28 protein-coding genes are annotated in these 25041 nt (G+C 69.9%); 2 read left to right on the forward strand and 26 right to left on the reverse strand.

The annotated features are described in order from the left end of the window. Positions 1–42: 42 nt before the first annotated feature. The 7 genes from rlmN to rpsB all read right to left on the reverse strand — a co-directional run bounded on the left by rlmN (position 43) and on the right by rpsB (position 6180). Complete coding sequence (gene rlmN, locus AB0B50_RS35630) at positions 43–1149, reverse strand: 23S rRNA (adenine(2503)-C(2))-methyltransferase RlmN (protein WP_362339978.1); 1107 nt, start codon at positions 1147–1149, stop codon at positions 43–45. A gap of 156 nt (positions 1150–1305) precedes the next feature. Further along, complete coding sequence (locus AB0B50_RS35635; RefSeq protein WP_362339979.1) at positions 1306–1485, reverse strand: hypothetical protein; 180 nt, start codon at positions 1483–1485, stop codon at positions 1306–1308. A 77-nt stretch (positions 1486–1562) separates the two neighbouring features. Next, positions 1563–2666, reverse strand: a complete 1104-nt coding sequence (locus AB0B50_RS35640) for a phosphatidate cytidylyltransferase (RefSeq protein WP_362339980.1) — start codon at positions 2664–2666, stop codon at positions 1563–1565. Between the two features lie 32 nt (positions 2667–2698). Continuing rightward, complete coding sequence (gene frr / locus AB0B50_RS35645; RefSeq protein WP_362339981.1) at positions 2699–3256, reverse strand: ribosome recycling factor; 558 nt, start codon at positions 3254–3256, stop codon at positions 2699–2701. Positions 3257–3411: 155 nt separating this feature from the next. Then, the gene (pyrH, locus tag AB0B50_RS35650) at positions 3412–4173 is read right to left on the reverse strand and encodes a UMP kinase (protein ID WP_362339982.1); all 762 of its coding nucleotides are present in this window, start codon (positions 4171–4173) and stop codon (positions 3412–3414) included. A gap of 186 nt (positions 4174–4359) precedes the next feature. Further along, a complete protein-coding gene (gene tsf / locus AB0B50_RS35655; protein WP_055699433.1) occupies positions 4360–5196 on the reverse strand; it encodes a translation elongation factor Ts in 837 nt (278 codons plus the stop codon). Between the two features lie 102 nt (positions 5197–5298). Then, on the reverse strand, positions 5299–6180 hold the full coding sequence (gene rpsB / locus AB0B50_RS35660; RefSeq protein WP_362339983.1) for a 30S ribosomal protein S2: 882 nt from the start codon (positions 6178–6180) through the stop codon (positions 5299–5301). Between the two features lie 281 nt (positions 6181–6461). On the opposite strand from rpsB, the gene AB0B50_RS35665 reads away from it, so the two are divergent. Next, on the forward strand, positions 6462–7205 hold the full coding sequence (locus AB0B50_RS35665; RefSeq protein WP_362339984.1) for a M23 family metallopeptidase: 744 nt from the start codon (positions 6462–6464) through the stop codon (positions 7203–7205). On the opposite strand, the gene AB0B50_RS35670 is transcribed toward AB0B50_RS35665, so the two are convergent. From AB0B50_RS35670 to proS, 18 genes are all read right to left on the reverse strand, one after another. Beyond that, a complete protein-coding gene (locus AB0B50_RS35670; RefSeq protein ID WP_362339985.1) occupies positions 7159–7716 on the reverse strand; it encodes a helix-turn-helix domain-containing protein in 558 nt (185 codons plus the stop codon). The genes AB0B50_RS35665 and AB0B50_RS35670 overlap by 47 nt on opposite strands. A gap of 106 nt (positions 7717–7822) precedes the next feature. Beyond that, positions 7823–8665 carry an RNA polymerase sigma factor WhiG gene (gene whiG, locus AB0B50_RS35675; RefSeq protein ID WP_362339986.1) on the reverse strand — a complete coding sequence of 281 codons (843 nt, stop codon included), beginning with the start codon at positions 8663–8665 and terminating at the stop codon, positions 7823–7825. Between the two features lie 362 nt (positions 8666–9027). Beyond that, a complete protein-coding gene (dprA, locus tag AB0B50_RS35680; protein ID WP_362339987.1) occupies positions 9028–10188 on the reverse strand; it encodes a DNA-processing protein DprA in 1161 nt (386 codons plus the stop codon). Then, on the reverse strand, positions 10185–11804 hold the full coding sequence (locus tag AB0B50_RS35685; RefSeq protein WP_362339988.1) for a YifB family Mg chelatase-like AAA ATPase: 1620 nt from the start codon (positions 11802–11804) through the stop codon (positions 10185–10187). The genes dprA and AB0B50_RS35685 overlap by 4 nt, the downstream gene beginning before the upstream one ends. Further along, positions 11804–12211: a YraN family protein gene (locus tag AB0B50_RS35690; protein WP_362339989.1), complete on the reverse strand. Its 408-nt coding sequence runs from the start codon at positions 12209–12211 to the stop codon at positions 11804–11806. Before AB0B50_RS35690 ends, AB0B50_RS35685 begins: the two co-directional genes overlap by 1 nt. Before the next feature lie 88 nt (positions 12212–12299). Continuing rightward, positions 12300–12608, reverse strand: a complete 309-nt coding sequence (locus tag AB0B50_RS35695; RefSeq protein WP_005311352.1) for a DUF2469 domain-containing protein — start codon at positions 12606–12608, stop codon at positions 12300–12302. Positions 12609–12663: 55 nt separating this feature from the next. Further along, positions 12664–13191, reverse strand: coding sequence for an NUDIX hydrolase (locus AB0B50_RS35700; RefSeq protein ID WP_362339990.1), 528 nt, complete (start codon positions 13189–13191; stop codon positions 12664–12666). Beyond that, entirely contained in the window at positions 13181–13939 is a 759-nt protein-coding gene (gene lepB / locus AB0B50_RS35705) for a signal peptidase I (protein WP_362339991.1), read from the reverse strand. The genes AB0B50_RS35700 and lepB (AB0B50_RS35705) overlap by 11 nt, the downstream gene beginning before the upstream one ends. An 80-nt stretch (positions 13940–14019) precedes the next feature. Next, positions 14020–14982 carry a signal peptidase I gene (gene lepB / locus AB0B50_RS35710; protein WP_362339992.1) on the reverse strand — a complete coding sequence of 321 codons (963 nt, stop codon included), beginning with the start codon at positions 14980–14982 and terminating at the stop codon, positions 14020–14022. Beyond that, complete coding sequence (gene lepB, locus AB0B50_RS35715) at positions 14867–15952, reverse strand: signal peptidase I (protein ID WP_362339993.1); 1086 nt, start codon at positions 15950–15952, stop codon at positions 14867–14869. The genes lepB (AB0B50_RS35710) and lepB (AB0B50_RS35715) overlap by 116 nt, the downstream gene beginning before the upstream one ends. Next, on the reverse strand, positions 15945–16667 hold the full coding sequence (lepB, locus tag AB0B50_RS35720; protein ID WP_362339994.1) for a signal peptidase I: 723 nt from the start codon (positions 16665–16667) through the stop codon (positions 15945–15947). The genes lepB (AB0B50_RS35715) and lepB (AB0B50_RS35720) overlap by 8 nt, the downstream gene beginning before the upstream one ends. 45 nt (positions 16668–16712) lie before the next feature. Further along, positions 16713–17063, reverse strand: coding sequence for a 50S ribosomal protein L19 (gene rplS, locus AB0B50_RS35725; protein ID WP_055569038.1), 351 nt, complete (start codon positions 17061–17063; stop codon positions 16713–16715). 131 nt (positions 17064–17194) lie between these two features. Next, positions 17195–18016 carry a tRNA (guanosine(37)-N1)-methyltransferase TrmD gene (gene trmD, locus AB0B50_RS35730; RefSeq protein WP_362339995.1) on the reverse strand — a complete coding sequence of 274 codons (822 nt, stop codon included), beginning with the start codon at positions 18014–18016 and terminating at the stop codon, positions 17195–17197. Continuing rightward, the gene (gene rimM / locus AB0B50_RS35735) at positions 18016–18597 is read right to left on the reverse strand and encodes a ribosome maturation factor RimM (RefSeq protein ID WP_362339996.1); all 582 of its coding nucleotides are present in this window, start codon (positions 18595–18597) and stop codon (positions 18016–18018) included. Before rimM ends, trmD begins: the two co-directional genes overlap by 1 nt. 93 nt (positions 18598–18690) lie before the next feature. Next, entirely contained in the window at positions 18691–18930 is a 240-nt protein-coding gene (locus AB0B50_RS35740) for an RNA-binding protein (RefSeq protein ID WP_014176063.1), read from the reverse strand. 2 nt (positions 18931–18932) lie between these two features. Beyond that, entirely contained in the window at positions 18933–19370 is a 438-nt protein-coding gene (gene rpsP, locus AB0B50_RS35745) for a 30S ribosomal protein S16 (protein ID WP_362339997.1), read from the reverse strand. A gap of 190 nt (positions 19371–19560) precedes the next feature. Next, positions 19561–20193, reverse strand: coding sequence for a hypothetical protein (locus AB0B50_RS35750; protein WP_362339998.1), 633 nt, complete (start codon positions 20191–20193; stop codon positions 19561–19563). A gap of 224 nt (positions 20194–20417) precedes the next feature. Beyond that, a complete protein-coding gene (proS, locus tag AB0B50_RS35755) occupies positions 20418–21833 on the reverse strand; it encodes a proline--tRNA ligase (protein ID WP_362339999.1) in 1416 nt (471 codons plus the stop codon). A gap of 217 nt (positions 21834–22050) precedes the next feature. Here proS and AB0B50_RS35760 point away from each other — a divergent pair, with 217 nt between their 5' ends. Next, complete coding sequence (locus AB0B50_RS35760; protein WP_362340000.1) at positions 22051–22911, forward strand: SAM-dependent methyltransferase; 861 nt, start codon at positions 22051–22053, stop codon at positions 22909–22911. Positions 22912–23036: 125 nt separating this feature from the next. Here the strand turns inward: AB0B50_RS35760 and ftsH are convergent, their stop codons facing one another. Continuing rightward, positions 23037–24971, reverse strand: coding sequence for an ATP-dependent zinc metalloprotease FtsH (gene ftsH / locus AB0B50_RS35765; protein WP_362340001.1), 1935 nt, complete (start codon positions 24969–24971; stop codon positions 23037–23039). Positions 24972–25041 lie beyond the last annotated feature (70 nt).

The raw sequence follows: 25041 nt of genomic DNA on the forward strand, positions 1-25041 counted from the left end.
GATGTGTGTACGAGGTCGTACGCCCGCCAGCGTACCCCTCGGCTACCGCTCGCTCGCGGCCAGCTGGCCGCACGCTCCGTCGATCTCCTGGCCCCGGGTGTCCCGAATGGTGACCGGCACGCCGTGGGCGGCGATGGCCTCCACGAACGCCTTCTCGTCCTCGGGCCGCGAGGCCGTCCACTTCGAGCCCGGCGTCGGGTTCAGCGGGATGAGGTTGACGTGCACCGGCTTGCCCTTGAGCAGCCGCCCGAGCCGGTCACCGCGCCAGGCCTGGTCGTTGATGTCCCTGATCAGCGCGTACTCGATGGAGAGCCGGCGCCCCGACTTGGCGGCGTACTCCCACCCCGCGTCCAGCACCTCGCGAACCTTCCACCGCGTGTTGACCGGGACGAGGGTGTCGCGCAGCTCGTCGTCCGGCGCGTGCAGCGAGATGGCGAGGCGGCACTTGAAGCCCTCGTCGGCGAACCGGTGGATGGCGGGCACGAGCCCGACCGTCGACACGGTGATCCCGCGCTGCGAGAGCCCGAGGCCGTCCGGCTCCGGGTCCGTCAGCGCGCGAATGGCGCCGACGACGCGCTTGTAGTTGGCGAGCGGCTCGCCCATGCCCATGAAGACGATGTTGGAGAGCCGCGCGGGCCCGCCCGGAATCTCACCGTCGCGCAGCGCGCGCATCCCGTCCACGATCTGGTGCACGATCTCGCCGGTCGAAAGATTCCGGTCGAGCCCGGCCTGCCCCGTGGCACAGAACGGACAGTTCATGCCACAGCCCGCCTGGGAGCTGATGCACATGGTGACCCGGTCCGGGTAGCGCATGAGCACGGACTCGACGAGCGTCCCGTCGAAGAGCCGCCAGAGGGTCTTGCGGGTGGTGTCGTCGTCACAGCTGATGTGCCGCACCACGGACATCAGATCGGGCAGCAGCGCCTCACGGAGCTTCTCGCGCGCACCGGCGGGGATGTCGGTCCACTCGGCCGGGTCGTGCGCGTACCGCGCGAAGTAGTGCTGCGAGAGCTGCTTGGCGCGGAACGGCTTCTCGCCGATGGCGGCGACGGCTTCCTTGCGCTCGGCGGGCGTGAGGTCGGCGAGGTGTCGCGGGGGCTTCTTGGCTCCGCGGGGCGCGACGAAAGTGAGTTCTCCGGGCTTAGGCATGGCACTACCAGTGTCGCAGATGACCGCGCATGCCTCTCGCGGCCGGAGATCGGGCGGCTCGGGACGCGCTCCGGCCCGGCCCGCTCGGGCGCTGCGACGGCCCGCCCACGGCCCCGCTCGGGCTCACCCGGCCCTCCGGCCCGGCCTCCTCGGCCCTCAGCCGAAGATCCCGGCGATCACCACTCCGACCCGGGAGCCGTATTCCTTCCAGCGGTGCGAGGTCCGGCAGTACAGCCGTGGCCTGCGCCGTCCGCCCTGGTCTATGAGTGTCTCGCACCACTTGCACGGTAAATCCCCGTGGTAGGTGCCGTCCTTCTCCAGCTTCGCCCGCCCCATGTCCGGGACCCTACGACAACGAGCCCCCTTCCGGTGCAGGAAGGGGGCTCGTACGACGATCCGCAGAAGGGAACTGCTCAGCCCGATCCGACGAAGACCACCAGCAGCAACCACACCACCGGCGCCGTCGGCAGCAGCGAGTCGAGGCGGTCCATGATGCCGCCGTGACCCGGCAGCAGCGTGCCCATGTCCTTGATCCCGAGGTCCCGCTTGATCATCGACTCGCCCAGGTCACCGAGCGTGGCGCTCGCCGCGACCGCGAGGCCGAGCAGCAGGCCCTGCCACCAGGTCCCGTCGTCGATCAGGAACTGCAGGCACAGCGCGCCCGCGGCCATCGCGAAGGTGACCGCGCCGACCAGGCCCTCGCGGGTCTTGCCGGGGCTGATGCGCGGCGCCAGCTTGTGTTTGCCGAAGCGCCAGCCGATCGCGTACGCACCGGTGTCGCTGACCACGGTCAGGAGCAGGAAGGTGAGCACCCGCTGAGGACCGTCGTCCGCGGTGAGCATCAGCGCCACGAACGTCGCGAGGAACGGCACGTAAAAGGCCGCGAAGACCCCGGCCGTGACGTCCTTGAGATAGCCCTCGGGAGGCTCGGTCATGCGCCACACGAGCACCGCGAGCGCGGTGAGCGCCATGGCGACCCAGGCGCCCTCGGCCCCTCGCACATACCCGGCGACGACCATCGCCGCGCCGCCCACCGCGAGCGGGACCAGCGGCGCCTTGATGCCCTTGCGTTCCTCGAGCCGGGAGGTGAGCTCCCAAAGACCGACCACGACGGCGACCGCTATGACGCCGACGAAGACGGCCTTCACGATGAACAGCGACGCGATGATCACCGCGCCGAGTCCCACCCCGACTCCTATGGCCGCCCCGAGGTCGCGCCCCGCGTTCTTCTTCTGCGGTGCTGCCGGAGCGGGCTGTGGTGCGCTGGGCATGGGCTCCTGCGGAGGCTCGTCACGGAACAGGGGGCCGCCCATCCGAGTGGCCCCCCGGTCGTCGTCCTGGTCTCCGCCGGTCACGGGTACGTCGGGCACGATGGGCATGGGCTGCGTCTCAGACGGAAACAGCGCGTCCTGCGCATCGTACGCGGGACCTGACGAGGGCGCCCCCTGACCAGGCCCCTGGTCGGGCGGCCCCCAATACCCGGCTCTGGGCGGCGCCCCCCAGGAAGAGTCGTTCACGGATCGGTTTCCTGATTCCTCGGACTCGAGCCTCAGACTTCGAGCAGCTCGGCTTCCTTGTGCTTGAGCAGCTCGTCCACCTGGGCGACGTACTTCGCGGTGGTGTCGTCGAGCTCCTTCTCGGCGCGACGGCCCTCGTCCTCGCCGATGTCGCCGTCCTTGATCGCCTTGTCGAAGGCGTCCTTGGCCTTGCGGCGGATCGACCGGATCGAGATCTTGGAGTCCTCGGCCTTGGTCTTGGCGACCTTGATGTACTCCCGGCGGCGCTCCTCCGTGAGCTCGGGGAAGGTCACCCGGATGATGTTGCCGTCGTTGCTCGGGTTGACGCCGAGGTCGGAGTCGCGGATCGCCTGCTCGATGTTGCGCAGTGCGCTCTTGTCGAACGGGGTCACCACGGCCATCCGCGGCTCGGGCACCGAGAACGAGGCCAGCTGGTTGATCGGCGTCAGCGCGCCGTAGTAGTCAGCCACGATCTTGTTGAACATCGCCGGGTGCGCACGGCCGGTGCGGATCGCGGCGAAGTCCTCCTTGGCGACCACGACGGCCTTCTCCATCTTCTCCTCGGCCTCGAGGAGGGTCTCTTCGATCACCACTTGCTCCTGCGTGTCTTGAGTGGCCCGGCTAGCACGGGGCGGCCGGCTGCGTCGCGTCTCTTTCCTGCACGGTGTCCGACCGGCAGGGCTTTGTCCATCCCCTCAAGGGGCGTCTCGCGTACGTCCCTTGAGACGGGCCCAGGTCCCTGGGATCAGGCCCGGCTTCCCTGGTCGCCCACGAGAGTGCCGATCTTCTCACCCTTGACGGCTCGGGCGATATTGCCCTCGGAGAGCAGCTCGAAGACCAGGATGGGCAGCTTGTTGTCCCGGCACAGCGTGATCGCGGTCATGTCGGCGACCTTGAGGTCGCGGGTGATGACCTCGCTGTATCCGAGCGCGTCGAACTTCACCGCGTCGGGGTTGGTCTTGGGGTCGGAGTCATAGACGCCGTCCACGCCGTTCTTGCCCATCAGCATGGCCTCGGCGTCGATCTCCAGGGCCCGCTGGGCGGCGGTGGTGTCGGTGGAGAAGTACGGCATGCCCATGCCGGCGCCGAAGATGACCACACGGCCCTTCTCCAGGTGGCGCACGGCGCGCAGCGGGATGTACGGCTCCGCGACCTGCCCCATGGTGATGGCGGTCTGGACGCGGGAGTCGATGCCTTCCTTCTCCAGGAAGTCCTGCAGCGCGAGACAGTTCATGACCGTGCCGAGCATGCCCATGTAGTCGGAGCGGGCCCGGTCCATGCCGCGCTGCTGGAGCTCGGCACCGCGGAAGAAGTTGCCGCCGCCGATGACGACGGCGATCTGGGCGCCGTCGCGGACGACGGCCGCGATCTCGCGCGCGATGGCGTGCACCACGTCGGGGTCGACCCCGAGGCCGCCCCCACCGGCGAACGCCTCGCCGGAGAGCTTCAGCAGGAAGCGCCCGGCAACTTTGCCGTCGTCACTCTTCGAGTCGGCCTTGGTGGTCATGTGGTTCTCGCTTCTCTTACTTGACACACATACGAAGAAGGCCATTGCCGGTGGGGTGTCGTTCGCAACCCATGCTCGGCAATGGCCTCCTCGTCAGATCCTGCGGTCCTGCGTCGCGCACGAGGTGCCGTGCGCGGGCGACCGCCTTCGACCCTAGCGGGGTCTACCGTCGATCGCGGTACGGACTCAGATGCCGACCTTGATGCGCGAGAAGCGCTTCAGGGTGACACCGGCCTCGGCGAGGACCTTCTCGACCGACTTCTTGTTGTCCAGCGCGTAGGGCTGGCCGAGGAGGGTGGCCTCCTTGAAGAAGCCGTTGACGCGACCCTCGACGATCTTCGGCAGGGCGGCCTCGGGCTTGCCCTCGGCGCGGGTGGTCTCCTCGGCGACGCGGCGCTCGGACTCGACGACCTCGGCCGGCACGTCCTCCTTGGAGAGGTACTTCGGCGCGAAGGCGGCGATGTGCTGCGCGACACCCTTGGCGAGGTCGGCGTCGGCCTTGTCCAGCTCGACGAGAACACCGATCTGCGGGGGCAGGTCGGGCATCGTGCGGTGCATGTACGCGGTGACGTAGGCGCCGGAGAACTGCGCGAAGCGGTCCAGGACGATCTTCTCGCCGAGGTTGGCGTTGGCCTCGTCGACGTACGCCTGGACGGTCTTGCCGGCCTCGATCTCGGACGCGAGCAGCGCCTCGAGGTCGGCCGGGGAGGTCTTGGCGACGTGGGCGGCGAGGTTGTTCGCCACGGCCTGGAACTTCTCACCCTTGGCGACGAAGTCCGTCTCGCACTTCAGCTCGACGATGACACCGGAGGTGTTGTCGTCGGCGATGAGGGAGACCACGGCGCCGTTCTCGGCGGAGCGGCCCTCGCGCTTGGCGACGCCCTTCTGGCCCTTGATGCGGAGCGCCTCGACGGCCTTGTCGACGTTGCCCTCGGCCTCGTCGAGCGCCTTCTTGCAGTCCATCATGCCGGCGCCCGTGAGCTCACGGAGCTTCTTGACGTCAGCGGCGGTGTAGTTCGCCATGATCGAAATTTCTCTCTCGAAGTCTGAAAGATCTACGAAGGTCTACGGGTGAACGGCGGGGGCCGATCGGGCCCCCGCCGTCAACTACCGAACCTGTGAGGGTCAGGCCTGCTCGGCGTCCGCGGCCGGCTTCTCCTCGGCAGCGGCCTCGGCCGGCTTGTCCTCGGCCTTGGCCTCGTCGGCCTTGGGGGCCTCGTCGGCCTTCTTCTCGCCCTCGAGCAGGTCGCGCTCCCACTCGGCCAGCGGCTCGCCCTGGGCCTTCTCGCCCGGCTTCGAGTCACCGGCGGCAACGCCGGAACGGGCGATGAGGCCCTCGGCGACGGCGTCGGCGATCACACGGGTGAGCAGGGTGACGGAGCGGATCGCGTCGTCGTTGCCCGGGATCTTGTAGTCGACCTCGTCGGGGTCACAGTTGGTGTCGAGGATGGCGACAACCGGAATGTTCAGCTTCCGGGCCTCACCGACAGCGATGTGCTCCTTCTTGGTGTCCACGATCCAGACGGCGCTGGGCACCTTCTGCATCTCGCGGATACCACCGAGGGTCTTCTCCAGCTTGGCCTTCTCGCGCGAGAGCACGAGAAGCTCCTTCTTGGTCAGACCGGACGCGGCGACGTCCTCGAAGTCGATCTGCTCGAGCTCCTTGAGGCGCTGCAGACGCTTGTAGACGGTCGAGAAGTTGGTGAGCATGCCGCCCAGCCAGCGCTGGTTGACGTAGGGCATGCCGACGCGGGTGGCCTGCTCGGCGATGGCCTCCTGCGCCTGCTTCTTCGTGCCGACGAACATGACCGTGCCGCCGTGGGCGACGGTCTCCTTGACGAACTCGTAGGCGCGGTCGATGTACGACAGCGACTGGAGCAGGTCGATGATGTAGATGCCGTTGCGCTCCGTGAAGATGAAGCGCTTCATCTTCGGGTTCCAACGACGGGTCTGGTGACCGAAGTGGACGCCGCTTTCCAGCAGCTCCCGCATCGTGACGACGGCCATGGCCGTTCTCCTTGAGATTCTCGGTTGTGCCGCGTGTGCCGGACGGCACTCGCGCCTGACGCCCGCTGTGCGCCTTGCCACTAGGGACCGAGGGGCGCTGACACCGGCTGTTTCATGGCCTGGTGTCGGGGCGTGCGAAGTCGACCCGGTGACCCGGATCGCCACAAGAAGTGTACGGGACCCGCGAGGTACCGGGTGACGGCGCTGTCCACAACCGCCCGGTAGTCCACAGATCCGGTCCATGATCCCCGCGGATCGGGGCGGCACGGGACCGTTCTGCCATGCGCCTGGAACTGCTGCTGCCGACGCTGGCGGCCCTGCTCGCGACCTTCCCGATCTCGGTCCCCGTCTCTGTCCCCATCTCTGTCCCGGCCTCTGCCCCGGCCCCTGCCCCGACGCCCGTCCCGCCCCCGGCCACGAGCTGGCCGGTGGGCACCCGCCCTCAGGTCGTACGCGCCTGGGACCCCCCACCGACCCCGTACGCCGCGGGCCATCGAGGCGTGGACCTGGCCGCCCCACCGGGCTCTCCGGTACGAGCGGTGGCGGCGGGCCGGATCGCTTTCGCGGGCAGGGTGGCTGGCAGAGGAGTGGTCACGCTGGAACTGACCGGGACGGGGAATCCCCCACTGCGCACGACGTACGAGCCGGTGACCCCGACGGCGAAGAGAGGCGAAAGAATCGCGGCGGGCGAACAACTGGGCACCCTGTCCCCACCAACGGACCACTGCCGGGTGAGCTGCCTCCACTGGGGCCTGCTCAGAGCAAAGACGTACTTGAACCCACTGAGCTTGCTGCCGCCGTGGCTACTGCGCAGGGGCCCGTCACGCTTGCTACCGCTGACCGGCACACCCGCGCTGCCCCCCTGCCGTGGGCAGGCGTTCCGCACGGCGAGTGGGGACTCCCCTGGTCGAGCGGAGCCGGGAGCTCGGGGAAGGGTGGGCACAGCCCACTGCCGCCGGGCACCGAGCTCCAGGGGCCTCAGCCCCGCACGCCCCGCAGAGCCATGGAAACCGCAGCCTCGGTAATAGCTCCCGGCTCCTCGGCCACACCCAGCTCAATGCGCCGAACCGCCGCGTCCACAATCCCCTGAAGCAACATCGCGGCCATCCGCGGCTGCGCATGCCCCAACGCTTCCAACGCCTCGACAATCATCGCGATGAGCCCACCGTGCGCGGCCCGAATCTTCTCCCGGGCACCGGCATCCAGCTCACTCGCGGAGATGGCGACCACGGCCCGATGCCGACGGTCCCCCACCAGCGCCAGCTGCCTGCGCACATACGCCTCGACCTTGCCTTCGGCCGAATCCGCCCCCTCCATCGCCGCGGAGACCTCCGCAGCCCAGACGGGGAAGTCGACCTCGCACAGCTCTTCCACCACGGCGGCCCGCGACCGGAAGTACTCGTACACGGACGACCGGGCGAGCCCCGTGCGCTCGGCAAGGGCGGGGAAGGTCAACGCCTCCGTACCGCCCTCGGACAACAGGGTCCTCGCGGCGTCCAGCAGGGCGCCTCGCTGCATCGACCGGTGCTCGGCCACAGAGGCCGCTCGAATCCTTGGCACAGCTCCACTTTACGGACGGGACGCCCCTCGCGGGAGTCGCTCTCCCACTCCCTCACCTGAGGCAGGGACGATTCAGCGCCCCTCAGCGCCCGAAACTGGCCAGCTTCGCCCGAAGCTGCAGCACCGACTTCGTGTGGATCTGGCTGACCCGGCTCTCGGTCACCCCGAGCACATTGCCGATCTCGGCAAGGGTGAGCCCTTCGTAGTAGTAGAGCGTCACGACGGTCTTCTCGCGCTCGGGCAACGTGTTGATCGCCCGCGCGAGCAGCCTCCGCAGCTCCCGGTCCTCCGCGACCTCGACGGGGTTGTCGGCCGCGTGGTCCTCGAGCGTGTCCATCAGGCTGAGCCGGTCGCCGCCGTCACCGCCGACGTGCAGCAGTTCCTCCAGCGCCACCACGTTCGCCAGCGACAACTGGCTGAAAACCGCGTGCAGTTCCTCCAGCGCGATCCCCATCTCGGCGGCGACCTCACCCTCGGAGGGAGTCCGCCGCAGCTGCGCCTCCAACGTGGCGTAGGCCCGCTCGACATTGCGCGCCTTCTGCCGCACGGACCGCGGGATCCAGTCGAGCGCCCGCAGCTCGTCGATCATCGCGCCACGAATACGAGTGATCGCATAGGTCTCGAACTTGATCGACCGCTCGATGTCGAACTTCTCGATCGCGTCGATCAGCCCGAACACCCCGGACGAGACGAAGTCGGCCTGCTCGACATTGGGCGGCAGCCCCACGCTCACCCGGCCCGCCACGTACTTCACCAACGGTGAGTAGTGCAGGATCAGCTGCTCCCGAAGGCGCCCGTCCCCGGTCTCCTTGTACGAGCGCCACAACTCGTCCAGCGACGAGGGCGCGGGAGGCCGCTCCCGCTCGCCGCTACGGGCAGCGGGGGGAACCGCCGCCCGGTCGGACCCTGAGGTGTGCTGGGGCATTCGTCGCCTTGAGCCGTTCTGCCGTGAACTGGTGAAGTCGCGTGGGTCGGTGAGGTCGCGTGAGTCGGTGAGGTCGCGCGAGCCGGTGGAGTCACCGGAGTCGCTCGCGCCTGTGCGGTGGGGAGCGTGCGTGGAGTGAATGAGGTCGTCCGCCTGATTGCCTGTCCGTGCCGGAATCCTTGTGAGCGTAGCGTGACTGAAGTGTCGCAGTGTGCGAAGGCTAGGGGATCGCGCATGCGCAGATACGTTCCGCTGGGTGCCCCAAGCAGTCGATTCCGTAGCGGTGCGTGACGATGCCGGCGTATCAACTGCACGATTTCCCAAGGTCGTCGGCGGTCATCCGTCCGGCGGAACACGCTCGGTCACGATTCACCTCCTTCGGCGAAGACGGACAGAATCGTTTGGCGTGTCAACTGCCAACCATCGCCGTGTCGTTCAACGAACCCCAACGACTGAAGCTCGTACAGTCGCCCTACGGCGTCGTCCTCACTCGTGCCCGCGTCGCGCGCGATGCCTCGCGCCGTCGCACGCCCCCGCGCGGGCAGCGCCGCCAGCACGCGCGCCGACCCCGGGGCGAGCAGATCGCGCGGCACGACGGGCCCCCGCCGCTCCGGGGCCACCTCCCCCATGTCACCGACCAGCTCCACGACTTCCGCGGCATCGGTGACGAGGACTCCGTCGCCCCGGAGCAGTTCATGCACACCCGCGGACAGACCGCTGGTCGCCGGCCCGGGCACCCCCATGGTGAAGCGCCCCAACTCCTGGGCACTGCGCGCCGTCGCGAGCGCCCCGCTGCGGTAGGCGGCCTCGACCACCACCGTCCCCCGGGTCAACGCGGCGATCACCCTGTTCCGCAGAATGAACCGGCTCGGCGTCGGATGATCCCCCGGCGGCAACTCCCCGACCACAAGGCCCTGTTCCGCGATCCGCCCGATCAACTCCGCATGCCCGCGCGGATAGGCCCGGTCGACCCCGCACGCGAGCACGGCCACGGTGGCACCCCCGGCCCCGAGCGCCCCGCGGTGCGCCGCACCGTCCACTCCGTACGCCCCGCCGGAGACCACGACCCAGCCGCGCTCCGCGAGCCCCGCGGCAAGACCGGCCGCCATCTGCGCGCCGTACTCCGTGCAGGCCCGCGCCCCCACGACGGCCACCGACCGCAGCGCCCATATCCGCAAGGACGGCCGCCCCCGCACCCAGAGCCCGACCGGGCGCGCGTCACCCAGGTCGTCCAGGGGCGACGGCCACTCCGGCTCCCCCGGGCACACGAACCGCCCTCCGGCATCCCGCACCCCCTCCAGGTCCCGCTCCGGGCGCACCCCGGCGGCCCGCGCCCGCAGCCCCTCCCACCGCCGCGCGGTCGCCCCCGGCAACCGCTCCTCGGCCGCCCTCAGCCGCCGCAGCACTTCGACGGCCCCGACCTCGCGCAACCACCGCCCGCCGACCGCGTCCCCGGGCTCGAGCACCCGCGTCAGAGCGGCCCGGGCGAGCCGCTCCTCGTCGGGCGGCGGGCCGAGGGTCACGTCAGCGCCCCGATCGTCATCGGCACCCCGCGTGAGATCCCCGTGCGCAGCTGCAGGGCGAGCGCGACGTCCTGTGCGGAGGGCCGGTCGCGCCCCGCCAGGTCCGCGACGGTCCAGGCCACCCGCAGCACCCGGTCGAGGCCGCGGGCGGTCAGGAAGCCCCGCTCCAGATCCACTTCGGCCGCGTCCAGAGCGCCCGGGGCGGCGGGCCAACGCGTGCGCAGCGCATGCCCGGGAACCTCGCTGTTGGTCCGCCAGCCGGTGCCCGCCAGCCTGGCGGCCGCTCTCTCACGCGCGGTGCGCACCCGGTCGGCGACGGTCTGCGTGGACTCTCCTCGCGCGCCGCACCCCGCGAGTTCGGACCGGGTGACGGCCTCCACCTCGACCTTCAGGTCGACCCGGTCGAGCAGCGGCCCCGACAGGCGGGCCTGATAGCGGCGGACGACCGACGCCGGACATTCGCAGCCGTCCCCCAGCAGCGTGTGCCGACCGCAGGGGCAGGGGTTGGCCGCGAGAACCATCAGGAACTTCGCGGGCAGCCGCACCACCCCCGCACTGCGCGCGATCACCACATGGCCCGATTCCAGGGGCTGACGCAAGGAGTCCAGGGCCCGGCCGCTGAACTCCGGAGCCTCGTCCAGAAAGAGCACGCCGCGATGAGCCAGCGAGACCGCGCCCGGCCGCGCGATGCCGTGGCCGCCGCCCACGAGCGACTGCATCGTGGCGGAGTGGTGCGGCGCGCAGTACGGCGCGAGGTCCACCAGTGGCCTGCCCGGAGGCAGCATGCCCGCCACCGAGTGGACCGCCGTCACCTCCAGCGACTCCTCCCGCGTCAGCCGGGGCAGGATCGCCGGCAGCCGCTCCGCGAGCATGGTCTTGCCCGCGCCCGGCGGTCCCTGCAGGAAGAGGTGGTGCGCCCCGGCCGCGGCCACCTCGATGGCGGTCCTTGCCGCCGCCTGGCCGACGACATCCGCCAGGTCCAGCGCGTGGGCGTCGTCCGGCGCCCCGCCGAGGCCCGTGCCCGCCCCGGTCCCCGGCACACAGAGCCCGGCGAGCAGTGGATCCGGGCGCCCCGCCTCCACCGGTTCCTCCTCAGGCACCGGCTCATCGGTGAGGACCGCGATGAGCTGCCGCAGACTGCGCACCCCGAGGACCGAGATCCCAGGCACCAGCGAAGCCTCCGCGGCCGTGCACTCCGGGACGACCACCTGTTCGTACCCCGCGTCGGCCGCCGCGAGGACCGCGGGCAGCACCCCGCGCACCGGCCGCACCCGGCCGTCGAGTCCCAGCTCACCGATCATCACGATGTCGGCGAGCACCTTCGGATCGATCCGCTCGGCCGCCCCGAGGACCGCGCAGGCGACAGCGAGATCGAATCCGCTGCCGCCCTTCGGCACCGACGCCGGGCTCAGCCCCACCGTGAGCTTCTTCTGGGGCCACTCGCCGCCCGAGTTGACCACGGCCGCCCTGACCCGCTCCCTGCTCTCGGTCAGGCTCTTGTCCGGCAGGCCCACCAGCGTGAACGCCGCCACACCGGTCTCCAGATCGGCCTGCACCTCGACGACCACGCCCTCGACGCCGACCAGGGCGACAGAACACGCACGCGCGAATGCCATCAGGCCACCCCGCGCGCATGCTCGACCACGGGAGCGCCGCGGCGCGGGATCAGGACCCCGACCAGATCGATGCGGATACCGCCCGGCGGTGGGCCGCCGCGCGCCTCGATCCAGCGCTCGGCGAGCCGCCGCAGCCGCTCCGCCTTGACCCGGCCCACGGCCGCCATCGGATGCTCGAACAGCGACGCCCCGACCGGGGCCGCCCTGCGCGTCTTGACCTCGCAGACGACGAGGGCCTCGCCGTCCAGGGCCACGATGTCGATCTCACCGCTCCGGCCCGCGCGCCAATTGCGCTCCAGAACCGTCATCCCCGACTCGATCAGCCGCCGCGCGGCCAGATCTTCGCCGTACCTGCCGAGTGCTCCCCGTGCGTTCATGTCGGCACCACCTCCGACACCCACGGTCACGGTTCAGCCCGCAGTTGTTGGATCTTGGTGCACTACTCGCCGGTTGTGGAAAACTCCGCCACCCCGGCGAGTGACAACTGCGGTGAACTCAGCTGCCCGGCAGCTCCAAGTCGCTCTTGTTGAGCTCCTCGATATTCACGTCCTTGAACGTGAGCACCCGCACCTGCTTGACGAAGCGAGCGGGCCTGTACATGTCCCACACCCAGGCGTCCGCCATGGACACCTCGAAGAAAACCTCGCCCTGGACCGAGTGCACCTGCATCTCGTAGTCATTGGTGAGGTAGAAGCGCCGTTCGGTCTCGATCACGTATTTGAACAGACCGACGACATCGCGGTACTCCCGGTAGAGCTTCAGCTCCATCTCGGTCTCGTACTTCTCGAGGTCCTCGGCGCTCATGGCATGTTCCCCTTCAGCCGTGCGTCCCCCTATTGTGCGTCAGCCCCGCGAGCCCCTACACGATTTCCGTGTCGAGGATCTCGGGCCGGTCCGGGGGCCCCTCGTCGAGCAGTCTGCGAAACAGCTCGGCGAGCCTGGTCGGATACACCGTCTCATGAGCCTCGGTCAGTTCTCGGCACGTCCACCAACGCGCTCCGGCGACGCTGCGCCGTTCCAGCTCCGTGAAGCCTTCGGCGACGGTCGCCGTCTGCGACGTACGCGCCAGGTAGTACCACTCGTCCTGGTCCCAGCGCCGCCCGTCGAACGGGAAGGAGCAGACCCGCCGCCACAGGACCGGGCCGAGCTCGACCTCCGTGATGCCCGTCTCCTCCCGCAGCTCACGCAGGGCCGCCTGCTCACGCGTCTCGTCGCCCTCCAGGCCGCCGCCCGGTGTGAACCACCAGTCGTCGGCCCGGTCACCGGGCTCGTAGCCGTGCAGCAGCAGGATGCGGTCGTCGGGGTCGAGCAGCACCACCCGCGCCACCCTGCGCAGCGGCCGTCCGGTCTCCGCAGGAGCGGATGGCACCGTGTCCTCAGCCGACACCGGTCGCCGCCTCCCTCGTACGAGTTCCGGCGCGCCCGCGGCCCATGCGCTTGGCCAGCGGACCGTACGCGGCACCACCCAGGACCAGCACCATGCCGGCCACGATCGCGATCACCACCATGCGCAGCGGCCCCGGCTCGGAGATGCCGCCCGGCATCTGTGCGAAGCCGTCGGGCCTCTCCAGCATGCCGAACTTGTCCATCGGCCAGGCCACCGCGTCCACTCGGCCCTGCACGGCGCTCCGCGGCACCGAGCCGTGGTCCCCGTCGCCCAGGTGGACGCTGGAGTCCAGGGACCCGCTGCGCTCGTCGCCGAGCAGGAACAGGCGGCCCTTGGGGACCGTCGTGGCGGGGATGCCGGTGGCCGCGGCGCCTTCGCCCTCGAGGAGATACGGTTCTGCGACTTCCTCGCCGTTGACGGTCAGCTTGCCGTCCTTGCAGCAGGCGATCCTGTCGCCGCCCACACCGACGACCCGCTTGACCATCGGCAGATCGCCCCAGGTCGCCTGCTTGAAGACGACGACGTCACCACGGCGTACGTCGTCGCCGTCGATCCGCTGCGCGAGCACCCGGTCGCCCGAGCCGATCGTCGGCGTCATCGACCCGGTGGGGACGGTGTACGGCTGGTACAGGACGGCGCCCCAGACGAATCCTCCGAGGAAGAGCACACAGCCGAGGGCCACGGCGACGCCCGACAGCACGCTGCCGAGCCGACCGCGGCCCTCGTCCGTACGTTGTGTCCTGCTCATCCCAGTGCTCCCCCGTCTCGGAGACGACCTCGCCGCCCACGCGCGCGGGCGGCGGAAGATCGGCGATCTGGGACGGCACCCTACCCGGCGGTACTGCCGCCAGAAACCCTCGCGTTCCGCGCGGCGGTCACCGTGAGCCGCCGCCTGCGCCAGAGCACGATCGGCACGGCGCCCGCGAGACCGAGCGCACCCGGCGCCGCGCTGGAGAGCGCGTTGATGCCCGGCTGATCGAAGGTGTCGGGCTTGGGCAGCGTCGCCCAGCGGGTGGGCGGCCAGGCGATCACGATGGCGCGGCCCACGACGTTGTCCACGGGCACGGCGCCGCCGCCGGGCTGGTTCTGGTGGTAGCGGGAGTCCAGCGAGTTCTGCCGGTGGTCACCCATGACCCAGATCTTGCCCTTGGGGACGGTCACCTTGAACTGGCCGCCCTGGTCGTCGACGCTGCACGGGGTGTTGCCGGGGAAGACGTACGGCTCGTTCAGCGCCTTGCCGTTGACCTTCACCGGTCCGGTGCCCTTGCACTCCACCGTGTCGCCGCCGACGCCGATGACGCGCTTGATCAGGTCCTTCTCGTCGGCGGACGGCATCAGGCCGATCCAGCCGAGGACCCGCTGGACCGCGTTCGGATCGGGAGTGGGCTCGCCGTCGAGCCAGTGCCCCGGGTCCTTGAAGACGACGACCTCGCCGCGCTCGGGCTCGGATCCGAACCACGGCGTCAGCTTGTCGACGAGGACGCGGTCGCCCTTCTGCAGCGTGTTCTGCATCGAGTCCGACGGGATCGAGAACGCCTGCACGAGGAAGGTCTTGATCAGCAGCGCCAGAACCAGCGCGATACCGATGAGGAGCGGCAGCTCCTTCCAGAAGGACCGGGGCTTCTTCGGCTGCTTGGCGTCCCGTTCGCCCTGTGTGTCGTCGCCGTCCACGGCGTCACTCCCGGGGTTCTCGCCGCCCGCGACGGACTCGACGCCCGGCTCGTCGGATCGTCCCGGCCGCTCCTCGGGCCCCTCGTGTCCGGATCGTGCGCCGACCGCCAAATCCCCCACATCCACTCCTCAGTCCGTGCCGCCGCCTGCCCCAGATGCGATGCAGGCCCACCACTCCCATAACGAGCGGGAGTTCCGCAGGGGTCGGGAGCCGGATCAATCCGTATCGATCGCCGGTGGCCACCCTATGCGACGCTCCTGTGGCCTTGTCCGATCCCGCACGCGCGTCGGGAACTGACGCATACGTGTCCGGCTCCTCCAGTTTGCGCCAGTGCCCGAAGGGCCAGGCGATGACGATCGCACGCCCCACCACCTCGTCCTCGGAGACGGTGCCGCTGTACTTCTCGGTGCGGTGGAAACGGGAGTCCGCCGAGTCACTGCGGTGGTCGCCCATCATGAAGAGGCGCCCCTCGGGGACCTTCACCTCGAACTCGAAGGCCGATGGCTTGTCCCCGGGGTGGATGTACGGCTCGTCGAGCGGTACGCCGTTGACGGTGACCTTGTCGTTCTTGTCACAGCACTTCACTGTGTCGCCTCCGACGCCGATCACGCGCTTGATCAGGTCCCGCTCGTTGTCGGACGGCAGCAGGCCGATCTGGGTGAGACCTTCCTTGACCTGCTTGACGACCACCGGGTCGTCCTTCTTCTTGCCCTGTTCCTCTTCCAGCCAGTTGCCGGGGTCCTTGAAGACGACGACGTCGCCGCGCTCCGGCTTCGACCCGAACCAGGGGGTGAGCTTGTCGACCAGGACCCGGTCCCCGACCCTGATCGTCTGCTCCATGGAGCCCGAGGGGATCACGAAGGCCTGCACCAGGAAGGTCTTCAGGACGAGGGCTATCAGCAGCGCCACACCTATGAGGAGGGGTATCTCCTTGATCGCCGAGCGCCGCCTGCGCCGCTTGACCTTCTTCGCGAGCTTGCGCCGCTCGGCCCGGCCCGGCAGAGCCGGACCGTCGGTCGGCCGGGACCCCGTCGGCAGCCGGGTGTCGGCCCGGTGTCCTGCGGCACGTGTCCGCCCGCGGTTACCCATGCGCGCCGCCTGGTGCCGGCACGCGCGCGTAGCTGTCGGGACGCTTCAGGGAGGTCCAGTGGCCGATCGGCCAGGCGATCCAGTCGGCCCTGCCGATGACCTCGTCGACGGGGATCATGCCGCCGCCCGGCTGCCCCAGGTGATCGCGGGAGTCGCTGGAAGCGCTGCGGTGATCTCCGAGGAGGAACAGGCTGTCCTCGGGGACGACGACGTCGAAGGGCACCTGTGAGGGGGTGTCCCCCTCGAACAGGTACGGCTCCTCGACGGGCTCGCCGTTCACCTTGATCCTCCCCCGCTTGTCGCAGCAGACCACCCGGTCTCCCCCCGTGCCCACGACCCGCTTGATGTAGTCGGCATCTCCGAAGTAGCCGCTGCCGTCGAAGACGACCGCGTCACCCCGCTGCGGCTCGGAACCGAAACGGTACGCCAACTTGTTGACGAGCACCCGGTCCCCGACCCGGAACGCGGGCTCCATGGAGCCGCTGGGGATCTGGAAGGGCTGCACGACGAAGGTGCTGACCACGAGCAGGGAGGCCATGCACAGCAGGAACGTCAGGGTGAGCCTGCCGCCCGGCAGCCACTCGACGATCGACGCGAAAAAGGAGCGCGACCGTTCCTCCGTCTCCTCGGATGCCTCGGCGACGTTCGGGACGTCTCCGGAATCGGAGGATGGGGAGGAGCGGTCGCGCTCCGTGTGCTGTGCTTCGGTGTCCATCGGGGCCAGATGTTATCCGGCCCCACTGTGGACCCGCGCGGGAGCTCAGCTCTCGCGCTTCTCCTTGATCTTCGCGGCCTTGCCGCGCAGGTCACGGAGGTAGTACAGCTTCGCGCGACGCACGTCACCGCGGGTGACGAGCTCGATCTTCTCGACGATCGGGGTGTGCACCGGGAAGGTGCGCTCGACGCCGACGGAGAAGGAGACCTTGCGGACCGTGAAGGTCTCGCGCACGCCGGCACCCTGGCGACGGATGACTACGCCCTTGAACTGCTGCACACGGGAGCGGTTGCCCTCGATGACGCGGACGTGGACGTTGACGGTGTCACCCGGGCGGAAGGCCGGGATGTCGCTGCGCAGCGACGCGCTGTCGACGGAGTCGAGCAGGTTAGCCATGATCGTCTGCTTTCTTCGCTGATGCCACAGGTCATCAGCGGAACGTGGTGATGAGGTTTCGGTAGCTGATCGCGTCGGGCGGGCGTCGTTCCCCCTGTGGCAGGGGCGCACGCTGGACGTACAGCAGCGGTCTATTCTTCCACGGCCTCGGGGTCTCGCCCAAATCGGCCGTCCGGCCCCGGCCGCCACCCCAGGATCGAGAGCATCTCCCGGTCCTTCTTGTCGAAGGCCTTGGGGTCGCAACGCTCAATGAGATCGGGCCTGTTGCGGGTGGTGCGCCGCAGCGCCTCGTCCCGGCGCCAGCGCGCGATCTTGCCGTGGTGGCCGCTGAGCAGGACGTCAGGAATGCCGTGCCCGCGCCACTGGGGAGGCTTGGTGTACACCGGGCCTTCCAGCAGGTTGGCCATCGCTCCGGGCGCGAAGGAGTCGTCCCGGTGGGATTCGGCGTTGCCCAGGACGCCGGGCAGGAGCCTCGCCACCGCCTCGGTGACGACCAGCACGGCGGCCTCTCCGCCGGCGAGGACGTAGTCGCCGATGGAGACCTCGTAGACCGGCATGCGGGTCGCGTACTCGTCCATGACGCGGCGGTCGATGCCTTCGTAGCGCGCGGGCGTGAAGACCAGCCAGGGGCGCTCCGAGAGCTCCACGGCTAGCTCCTGGGTGAAGGGGCGCCCGCTGGGCGTGGGGACGACCAGGACGGGCCCGTGGGCCCCGGCCTCGTACCCCTCGGCGAGCACGTCGTCGAGGGCCGCGCCCCAGGGGTCGGTCTTCATGACCATGCCGGGGCCGCCGCCGTAGGGGGTGTCGTCGACCGTGTTGTGCCGGTCGTACGTCCACTCCCTGAGGTCGTGCACATGGACGTCGAGCTGCCCACGCGCGCGTGCCTTGCCCACGAGGGAGACGTTCAGGGGCTCCAGGTACTCGGGAAAGATCGTGACGACGTCGAGCCGCATTACGCCTGGTCCTCCGGGGCCGACTCGGATGCGTCCGCCGCCTCGGCGTCACGGGCGGAGGCGACCTCCGCGCGGTCGTCGATGAGCCCGGGGGGCGGGTCGATGACGGCCTTCTGCTCCTCGAGGTCGATCTCGGTGACGATCTCCTCGACGAAGGGGACCATGACCTCGCTGCCGTCGGGGCGCTCCACGATGAACAGGTCCTGCGAGGGCAGGTGCGAGATCTCCGTGATCCGGCCGACCTCGGCCCCGTCCTTGGTGACCACGTCGAGGTCCATCAGCTGGTGGTCGTAGTACTCGTCGGGGTCCTCGGGGAGCTCCTCCGGGTCGACCTCGGCGATCAGGAGCGTGTTGCGCAGGGCCTCGGCGCCCGTGCGGTCGCGTACGCCCTCGAAGCGCAGCAGGAGGCGGCCGCTGTGCACACGGCCGGTCTCGATGGTCAGCGGACCGGTGGCGGCGGGGTCCGTGGCCAGGACGGCTCCGGGGCCGAGCCGCAGCTCCGGCTCGTCGGTGCGGACCTCGACGGTGACCTCACCCTTGATGCCGTGGGCACGGCCGATGCGGGCGACTACCAACTGCACTGCGTTCTCTCCTCGTTCACGACTACGGGCCGGGGACGGCCCGAAAGCCCTCCCCGGCCCGAGCCGGTGCTGCTGTGGTTCTGCGAACCCGGTTCAGCGAACCTGGTCCACGTCGACGAGGTCGACGCGGACACCGCGGCCGCCGATGGCGCCCACGACCGTGCGCAGAGCGCGTGCGGTGCGGCCGTTGCGGCCGATCACCTTGCCGAGGTCGTCGGGGTGGACCCGGACCTCGAGGACGCGCCCGCGGCGCAGGTTGCGCGAGGCGACCTGCACGTCGTCGGGGTTGTCGACGATGCCCTTCACGAGGTGCTCGAGAGCCTCCTCGAGCATGCTCAGGCCTCGGTCGACTCGGTGGACGCGGCCTCGGCCTCGTCCGCCTTCTTGTCCGACTTCTTGGCCTTCTGGGTGATGGCCTCACCCTTGGTGTCGTCGCCCTCGAGGCCCTTGGTGAAGGCCTCGAACGCGGCGCGCTTGTCCTTGGGCTCCGCGACGAGCAGCGGCGCCGGGGCCGGCAGGCCCTTGTGCTTCTGCCAGTCACCGGTGAGCTTCAGGATGGCCATGACCGGCTCGGTCGGCTGGGCGCCGACGGACAGCCAGTACTGGGCACGCTCCGAGTTGACCTCGATGCGCGAGGGGTTCTGCACCGGGTGGTACAGACCGATCTCCTCGATGGCCCGGCCGTCACGGCGGGTACGGGAGTCGGCGACGACGATGCGGTAGTGAGGCGAACGGATCTTGCCCAGACGCTTCAGCTTGATCTTGACTGCCACGGGAGTGGTGTCTCCTGGTCTTGACGTGGGTGGGCACAACGAAGATGCCGCGTGGGGTTGCGGTACTCGAGTGCCCGATGGACGCGTCAGCCGGAGGAGAGAGGGGTCCTGTGCGGCTGTCGAGTACAGCTAGCCATTGTGCCATACGTCGCCGGGGCACCCGAATCCGGTCCGGGCGCCCCGGTCCAGCTCAGCCCACGCCCGCGCCCACCGCTTCCGGGATCCTGAAGGGCTTGCCGCAGCCGCCGCACATGATCGGCGCCTGGGCGAGCACGGAGGGGACCACGCGGACGTTGCGCCCGCAGTCGCAGACCGCCTTCACGCGCACGCCGCCTCCGGAGGAGCCGTGCCGGGCGGCCGGGCCCCGGAAGCTGCGGGCGGTGTCCGCGGTCGTCGCCGCGGTGTGGGCCTTCAGGGCGCGCTGCAGCCGCTCGATCGTCGGGCGGTAGCGCTTCTTGGCCTCGGGGTTGAGCGTGACCAGTGAGAAGCCGCTGCTCGGGTGTGGCTCCTCCGGGTGGTCGAGGCCCAGCTCCTCGGCGATCGCGAGGAATCTGCGGTTGTGATAGCGGCCGGCGCGTGAGGTGTCTCGAACGCCGCGCGAGGCGGCGATGCCATGGACTGCCTCGTGAAGCAGTCGCTCGAAGGAGAGCTCGGCGCCGCAGGCGGACGACGACTCTCCGATCAGGGATTCGGGCGCGGCTAGGTCCGGCAGCTCGGGGTGGTGCCGCTGAATGTCGGCCCACGCCTGTGCCAGCTCTGCGGCGAGAACAGGTGGTGTCGTGCTCACGTCGTGACAACGAGCCGGGTGCCCTCGGGGTTCCATTCCGGGGCATCCCAAATAATTTGCACGTACCCGTCAGTTGCCGTTGATGCGTCCGGACGAGGGCGGGTGCGCTGATCTGCGGAGAAGCCTCACAGCTCACACCAAGCCGGTACGTAGTGGCGCGTACGCCCCGGCGCGTAGAGCGTTCCCTCGCGCCGGGGCTCGTGTTGCCTGGACAGGCGTACGGGCAAAGAACGGGCGCGTCGGTACCGGAGCCGCGCTCCTCAGTAGGAGCGGGCCACGACAGCGACGTTACCCGGGGTCTCATCGGCGTCCGGCACCGCCCCGTCCTCAGCGACCAGACACCGTACGGTCACGGCGTGCTCGGCCAGACCGGCCTCGCCTTCTTCGCCGAGCGAGGCCCACGGGATCCGTGCCCAGCCGCCGGCGGCGGTGGCCTCCACGGCCTCCTCGACCGTGGTGACGTCCGAGGTGCGGGCCTCCCTGCGCTCGCGGGCCTGCGTCAGGAGCAGCGCCTGGTCCTCTTCGAGGACGGTGGGCAGCAGCGTGGCGAGGGCGCCGATCGCGACGGGCTCCTTGCCTCCCGGGATGCGGCGGGCCAGCATCGCGGTGCCGTTCTCCAGGTCGCGCGGGCCGACCTCGATGCGGACCGGCACGCCCTTGAGCTCCCAGTCGACGGCGCGGCGCCCGAAGGGGATCTCCGTGCGGTCGTCGACCTGGACGCGGACGCCCGCCGCCTTCAGGGTCTCGCCGATCTCGCGGACCTCGGCGAGCACCGCGTCGTCGCCCTTGATGGCGAGGACGACGGCCTGGACGGGCGCGAGGCGGGGCGGCACGCGCAGGCCGTTGTCGTCGCCGTGCATCATCACCAGGGCGCCGACCATCCGCGTCGTGCTCCCCCAGGAGGTCTGCCAGACCAACTCCTGCTTGCCGTCCTTGGACAGGTACCGGGTGTGGAAGGCCTTGGCGAAGTTCTGGCCGAGCTCGTGGCTGGTGCCGAGCTGGAGGGCCTTGCCGTCGCCCATCATGCCTTCGAGGGTCAGGGTGTTGATGGCGCCGGCGAAGCGCTCCTTGGCGGTCTTGCGGCCGAGCACGAAGTCCATGGCGAGGACGTCGCGCATGAAGTCGCCGTACACGTGGCGGTGGATGCGGGCGGCGAAGTCGCGGGCCTCTTCGTAGGTCGCGTGGGCGGTGTGGCCCTCCTGCCAGAGGAACTCCGACGTACGCAGGAACAGGCGGGGGCGCATCTCCCAGCGGACCACGTTCGCCCACTGGTTGATCAGGAGCGGCAGGTCGCGGTAGCTCTGCACCCACTTGGAGAAGTACTCGTTGACGATCGTCTCGGAGGTGGGGCGGACGACGACGGGCTCCTCGAGCTCCTTGCCGCCGCCGTGTGTGACGACGGCGAGCTCCGGCGCGAAGCCCTCGACGTGCTCGGCCTCCCGGGTGAGGTACGACTGCGGGATGAGCAGCGGGAAGTACGCGTTCTGGGTGCCCGTTTCCTTGATGCGGACGTCCATGTCCTGCTGCATCCGCTCCCACAGGGCGTACCCGTACGGTCGGATCACCATGGTGCCGCGCACCGGGCCGTTGTCGGCCAGCTCGGCCTTGTTGATCAGGTCCTGGTACCAGCGGGGGAAGTCGTCCGCCTGAGGCGTGAGCACGGGTGTCTTGGCCATGGCGCGCATGGTAGGCGCGAGCCTCGGGAGAGGCGGAATTCTTTTCCCCCAGGGGGCGCACAACGGTGGCACGCAAGCATTGCCACACAACCTCTGGACGCCGCGACGGATGCGGAGTTGTCTGGCATACGGGGGGAGTGCGAGCGCACTACACGGGGGCGGACGAACCGTTGAATTCCGGCACGGCAGTAACTCTCGGCGGATTGGGGCGCTTTCGATGACACCAACACTCGTGCAGTCGCACCTCCTCCACGCGGGCGCGACACCCCGTGTGGACCTGTGCGCACGCGCGCGTGACTGGGCGGAGATCCAGGAACGGATGCTGGTCCCGCTCTATGAAGCGGTGTACGAACGGCTCGAAGTGGGCGACGGCACCCGACTCCTCGGTCTCGGCTGCGGCTCCGGACTCGCCCTGCTCATGGCGGCGTCACGGGGTGCCTCGGTCACCGGCGTCGACCCTACGGCGCCCGAACGCCTCGCCCTGGCGCGCGAGCGCCTGCTGCCGGACGGAGCGTGGGACGCACACGCGCGTGCCGACACACGTCTCGTCGAAGGCGGCCCCTCGGACGCGGCGGACCCGGCGCTGGCCCCGTACAACCTCGTCACCGCGTTCCAGCCGATCGGGTGCATGGCGGGCGACTCCGAAGGCCTCGCGTCCCTCCTGGAGGCCGCGGCCCCGCTCGCCGGACACGGCACCCCGGTGGTGCTCGCCGGCTGGGGTCCCCCGGAGCGCTGCGCGACGTCCTCCGTGCTGAGGGTGGCGACGAAGCTCGCCGATCCCCTCCGGAGCACGGGCAGTTGGCGCCCCGCGCTGCGGGACGACCTGGAGGAGGTCGCCCAGCGGGCGGGCCTCAAGCCGGACGGCTCGGGCCGCGTCGGCTGCCCCTTCGGGTACGCGGACGTGGAGAGCGCGGTCCGAGGGCTGCTCTCGACGGGCCTGTTCGACGCGGCGGTGGGCGCGACGGACCAGGCGCAGGTCGACAAGGAGCTGACGGAGGCGCTGCACCCGCACCGGCGCACGGACGGCACGGTGTGGATGCCGAACGTCTTCCGGTACTTGATCGCCCGTACCCCGTAAGTGCGTACTCCGTAGACGCGCACTCCGAAGGTGCGTACCCCGTAGGCGCGTACTCCGTAGTGACCCGGTACACGCTCCGTAGAACACCGGCACACCCCGAGAACACCGGCACACCCGCCCGGCCCCTAGCTGTCCTTGGTCATCCGCGTGATGCCCGCGATCCGGTACGCCTCCGCCTCCTCCAGCGTCTCGTTCTCAAGCAGCGCCGCGGCCAGGTCGTCCAGTTGCCCGCGGTGGTCGCGCAGTTGGCGGCAGGCGCTCTCGTAGCACTCGTCGACGATCCGCCGCATCTCGCCGTCGATCGTGTCGAGGGTCTCCGGGGCGGCCGCGAGCCCGTACGCCTGCTGTGCGTCGTTCGGCAGGGCGGAGAGGCGTCCCACGCGCTCGCTCATTCCCCAGCGGGCGACCATGCCGCGCGCGATGTTGGTGACCTGTTCCAGGTCGTTCTCGGCGCCGGTGGTGATGACTCCGTAGACGACATGTTCGGCGGCCATGCCTCCCAGGGCACCGACGATGCGGCCCCGGAGGTATTCCTCGGTGTAGGCGTACTTGTCGGAGTCCGGGGTCGAGAGCGTCACGCCCAGGGCGCGGCCGCGCGGCACGATCGTGATCTTGCGGACCGGGTCGGCGCCGGGCTGCAGCATGCCGAGCAGGGCGTGCCCGCTCTCGTGATACGCCGTACGCCTGCGCTCCTCCTCCGGCATGACCAACGGCCGCTCGGCGCCGAGCTGGACCTTCTCCATGGCTTCGGAGAGGTCGGACTGTGTGACCTGCTTCTGCTTGCGCTTGACGGCGAGCAGGGCCGCTTCGTTGGCGAGGTTGGCCAGTTCCGCGCCGGTCATGCCCGGTGTCGTACGGGCGACCTGGGCGAGGTCGACGTCGTCGGCCAGCGGGATGGCCCGCGTATGGATCTTGAGGATGGCCTCGCGTCCCCCGCGGTCGGGCGGCGAGACGTTGACGACGCGGTCGAAGCGTCCGGGCCGGGTGAGGGCGGGGTCGAGGATGTCGGCGCGGTTGGTGGCGGCGAGCACGATGACGCCCTCGGCGCCCGAGAAGCCGTCCATCTCGGTGAGGATCTGGTTCAGGGTCTGCTCGCGCTCGTCGTGCCCGCCCATCCCGCTGCCGCCCCCGCGTGCGCGCCCGATGGTGTCGATCTCGTCGATGAAGATGATCGAAGGGGCGACCTTGCGGGCCTCGGCGAACAGTTCACGCACGCGTGAAGCGCCCACCCCCACGATCATCTCGATGAACTCCGATGCGGAGGCCGAGAAGAAGGGCACGCCCGCCTCGCCCGCGACCGCGCGCGCGAGCAGCGTCTTGCCGGTGCCGGGCGGCCCCGCGAGCAGCACGCCGCGCGGCATCTTGGCACCCATCGTGCGATAGGCGTCGGGGTTCTTCAGGAAGTCGACGACGTCGTTGAGCTCGCCCTCGACCTCGTCGATGCCGGCGACGTCCTCGAACGTCGTCCGCTTCGCGCCGGGCTCCAACTCGACCGGCTTGGGCGGCGTCTTGCGGCCGAGCATGCCGCCCCCGCCGCCCATCCCCGCGCTCATGCGCCGCGCGATGAAGATCCACAGCACGACGAGCAGCAGCATCGGGGCGAGCGAGATGAGCAGGTTGGAGAGGAAGCTGCGCTCCTGCACCACGGGCTCGGCGGTGACGGTGACCTTGTGCTTGGTCAGGTCGTCCCAGAGCTTGTCGTCGGCGAAGGCGGGGCGCTGCGTCGTGAACTTGGTGTAATTCCCCTTCTCCCCGTCCGGCTTGGGCTGCTCCTTCTTGAGCTGGCCCTGGATAGCGTCGCCCTTGGCGTAGATCTTCGTGACGTTGCCGTCGTCGACCTGCTTGCTGAACTCCGTGTACGAGATGGTCGGCTCGTCGCCCTCGTTGAAGAACGACAGCACGAGGTTGGCGATGAGGTAGACGATCAGAGCCGTCAGGATCAGGCTCCCCCAGCCGCCCGGCATCTTCTTCTTCGGCGGCGGCGTGGGTGCGGGCGGGGGCGCGCCCTCGGAGCGCCACGGCTGATCGGGCGCCTGGCGCGGCGGCACAGGGTTGCTCATATTCGGACGTTACGTCACAAACAACCCTCAGGCACCCGCTCCCTCCCCCGAGAACACCCCCCGGAAAACG

It is taken from the genome of Streptomyces sp. NPDC041068 (assembly GCF_040647455.1).
In the GTDB taxonomy this organism is placed as follows: domain Bacteria; phylum Actinomycetota; class Actinomycetes; order Streptomycetales; family Streptomycetaceae; genus Streptomyces.

Bases quoted from the DNA above. Each gene is read 5' to 3' on its own strand.
- tsf (WP_055699433.1), bottom strand. From the start codon at position 5,196: ATGGCGAACTACACCGCCGCTGACGTCAAGAAGCTCCGTGAGCTCACG.
- lepB (WP_362339993.1), bottom strand. From the start codon at position 15,952: ATGGGTAACCGCGGGCGGACACGTGCCGCAGGACACCGGGCCGACACC.
- AB0B50_RS35695 (WP_005311352.1), bottom strand. From the start codon at position 12,608: ATGAGCGCCGAGGACCTCGAGAAGTACGAGACCGAGATGGAGCTGAAG.
- lepB (WP_362339991.1), bottom strand. From the start codon at position 13,939: ATGAGCAGGACACAACGTACGGACGAGGGCCGCGGTCGGCTCGGCAGC.
- trmD (WP_362339995.1), bottom strand. From the start codon at position 18,016: ATGCGGCTCGACGTCGTCACGATCTTTCCCGAGTACCTGGAGCCCCTG.
- rpsB (WP_362339983.1), bottom strand. From the start codon at position 6,180: ATGGCCGTCGTCACGATGCGGGAGCTGCTGGAAAGCGGCGTCCACTTC.
- rplS (WP_055569038.1), bottom strand. From the start codon at position 17,063: ATGGCTAACCTGCTCGACTCCGTCGACAGCGCGTCGCTGCGCAGCGAC.
- rlmN (WP_362339978.1), bottom strand. From the start codon at position 1,149: ATGCCTAAGCCCGGAGAACTCACTTTCGTCGCGCCCCGCGGAGCCAAG.
- pyrH (WP_362339982.1), bottom strand. From the start codon at position 4,173: ATGACCACCAAGGCCGACTCGAAGAGTGACGACGGCAAAGTTGCCGGG.
- AB0B50_RS35665 (WP_362339984.1), top strand. From the start codon at position 6,462: ATGCGCCTGGAACTGCTGCTGCCGACGCTGGCGGCCCTGCTCGCGACC.
- lepB (WP_362339994.1), bottom strand. From the start codon at position 16,667: ATGGACACCGAAGCACAGCACACGGAGCGCGACCGCTCCTCCCCATCC.
- AB0B50_RS35635 (WP_362339979.1), bottom strand. From the start codon at position 1,485: ATGGGGCGGGCGAAGCTGGAGAAGGACGGCACCTACCACGGGGATTTA.
- whiG (WP_362339986.1), bottom strand. From the start codon at position 8,665: ATGCCCCAGCACACCTCAGGGTCCGACCGGGCGGCGGTTCCCCCCGCT.
- AB0B50_RS35760 (WP_362340000.1), top strand. From the start codon at position 22,051: ATGACACCAACACTCGTGCAGTCGCACCTCCTCCACGCGGGCGCGACA.
- ftsH (WP_362340001.1), bottom strand. From the start codon at position 24,971: ATGAGCAACCCTGTGCCGCCGCGCCAGGCGCCCGATCAGCCGTGGCGC.
- proS (WP_362339999.1), bottom strand. From the start codon at position 21,833: ATGGCCAAGACACCCGTGCTCACGCCTCAGGCGGACGACTTCCCCCGC.
- AB0B50_RS35685 (WP_362339988.1), bottom strand. From the start codon at position 11,804: ATGGCATTCGCGCGTGCGTGTTCTGTCGCCCTGGTCGGCGTCGAGGGC.
- AB0B50_RS35740 (WP_014176063.1), bottom strand. From the start codon at position 18,930: ATGCTCGAGGAGGCTCTCGAGCACCTCGTGAAGGGCATCGTCGACAAC.
- AB0B50_RS35750 (WP_362339998.1), bottom strand. From the start codon at position 20,193: ATGGAACCCCGAGGGCACCCGGCTCGTTGTCACGACGTGAGCACGACA.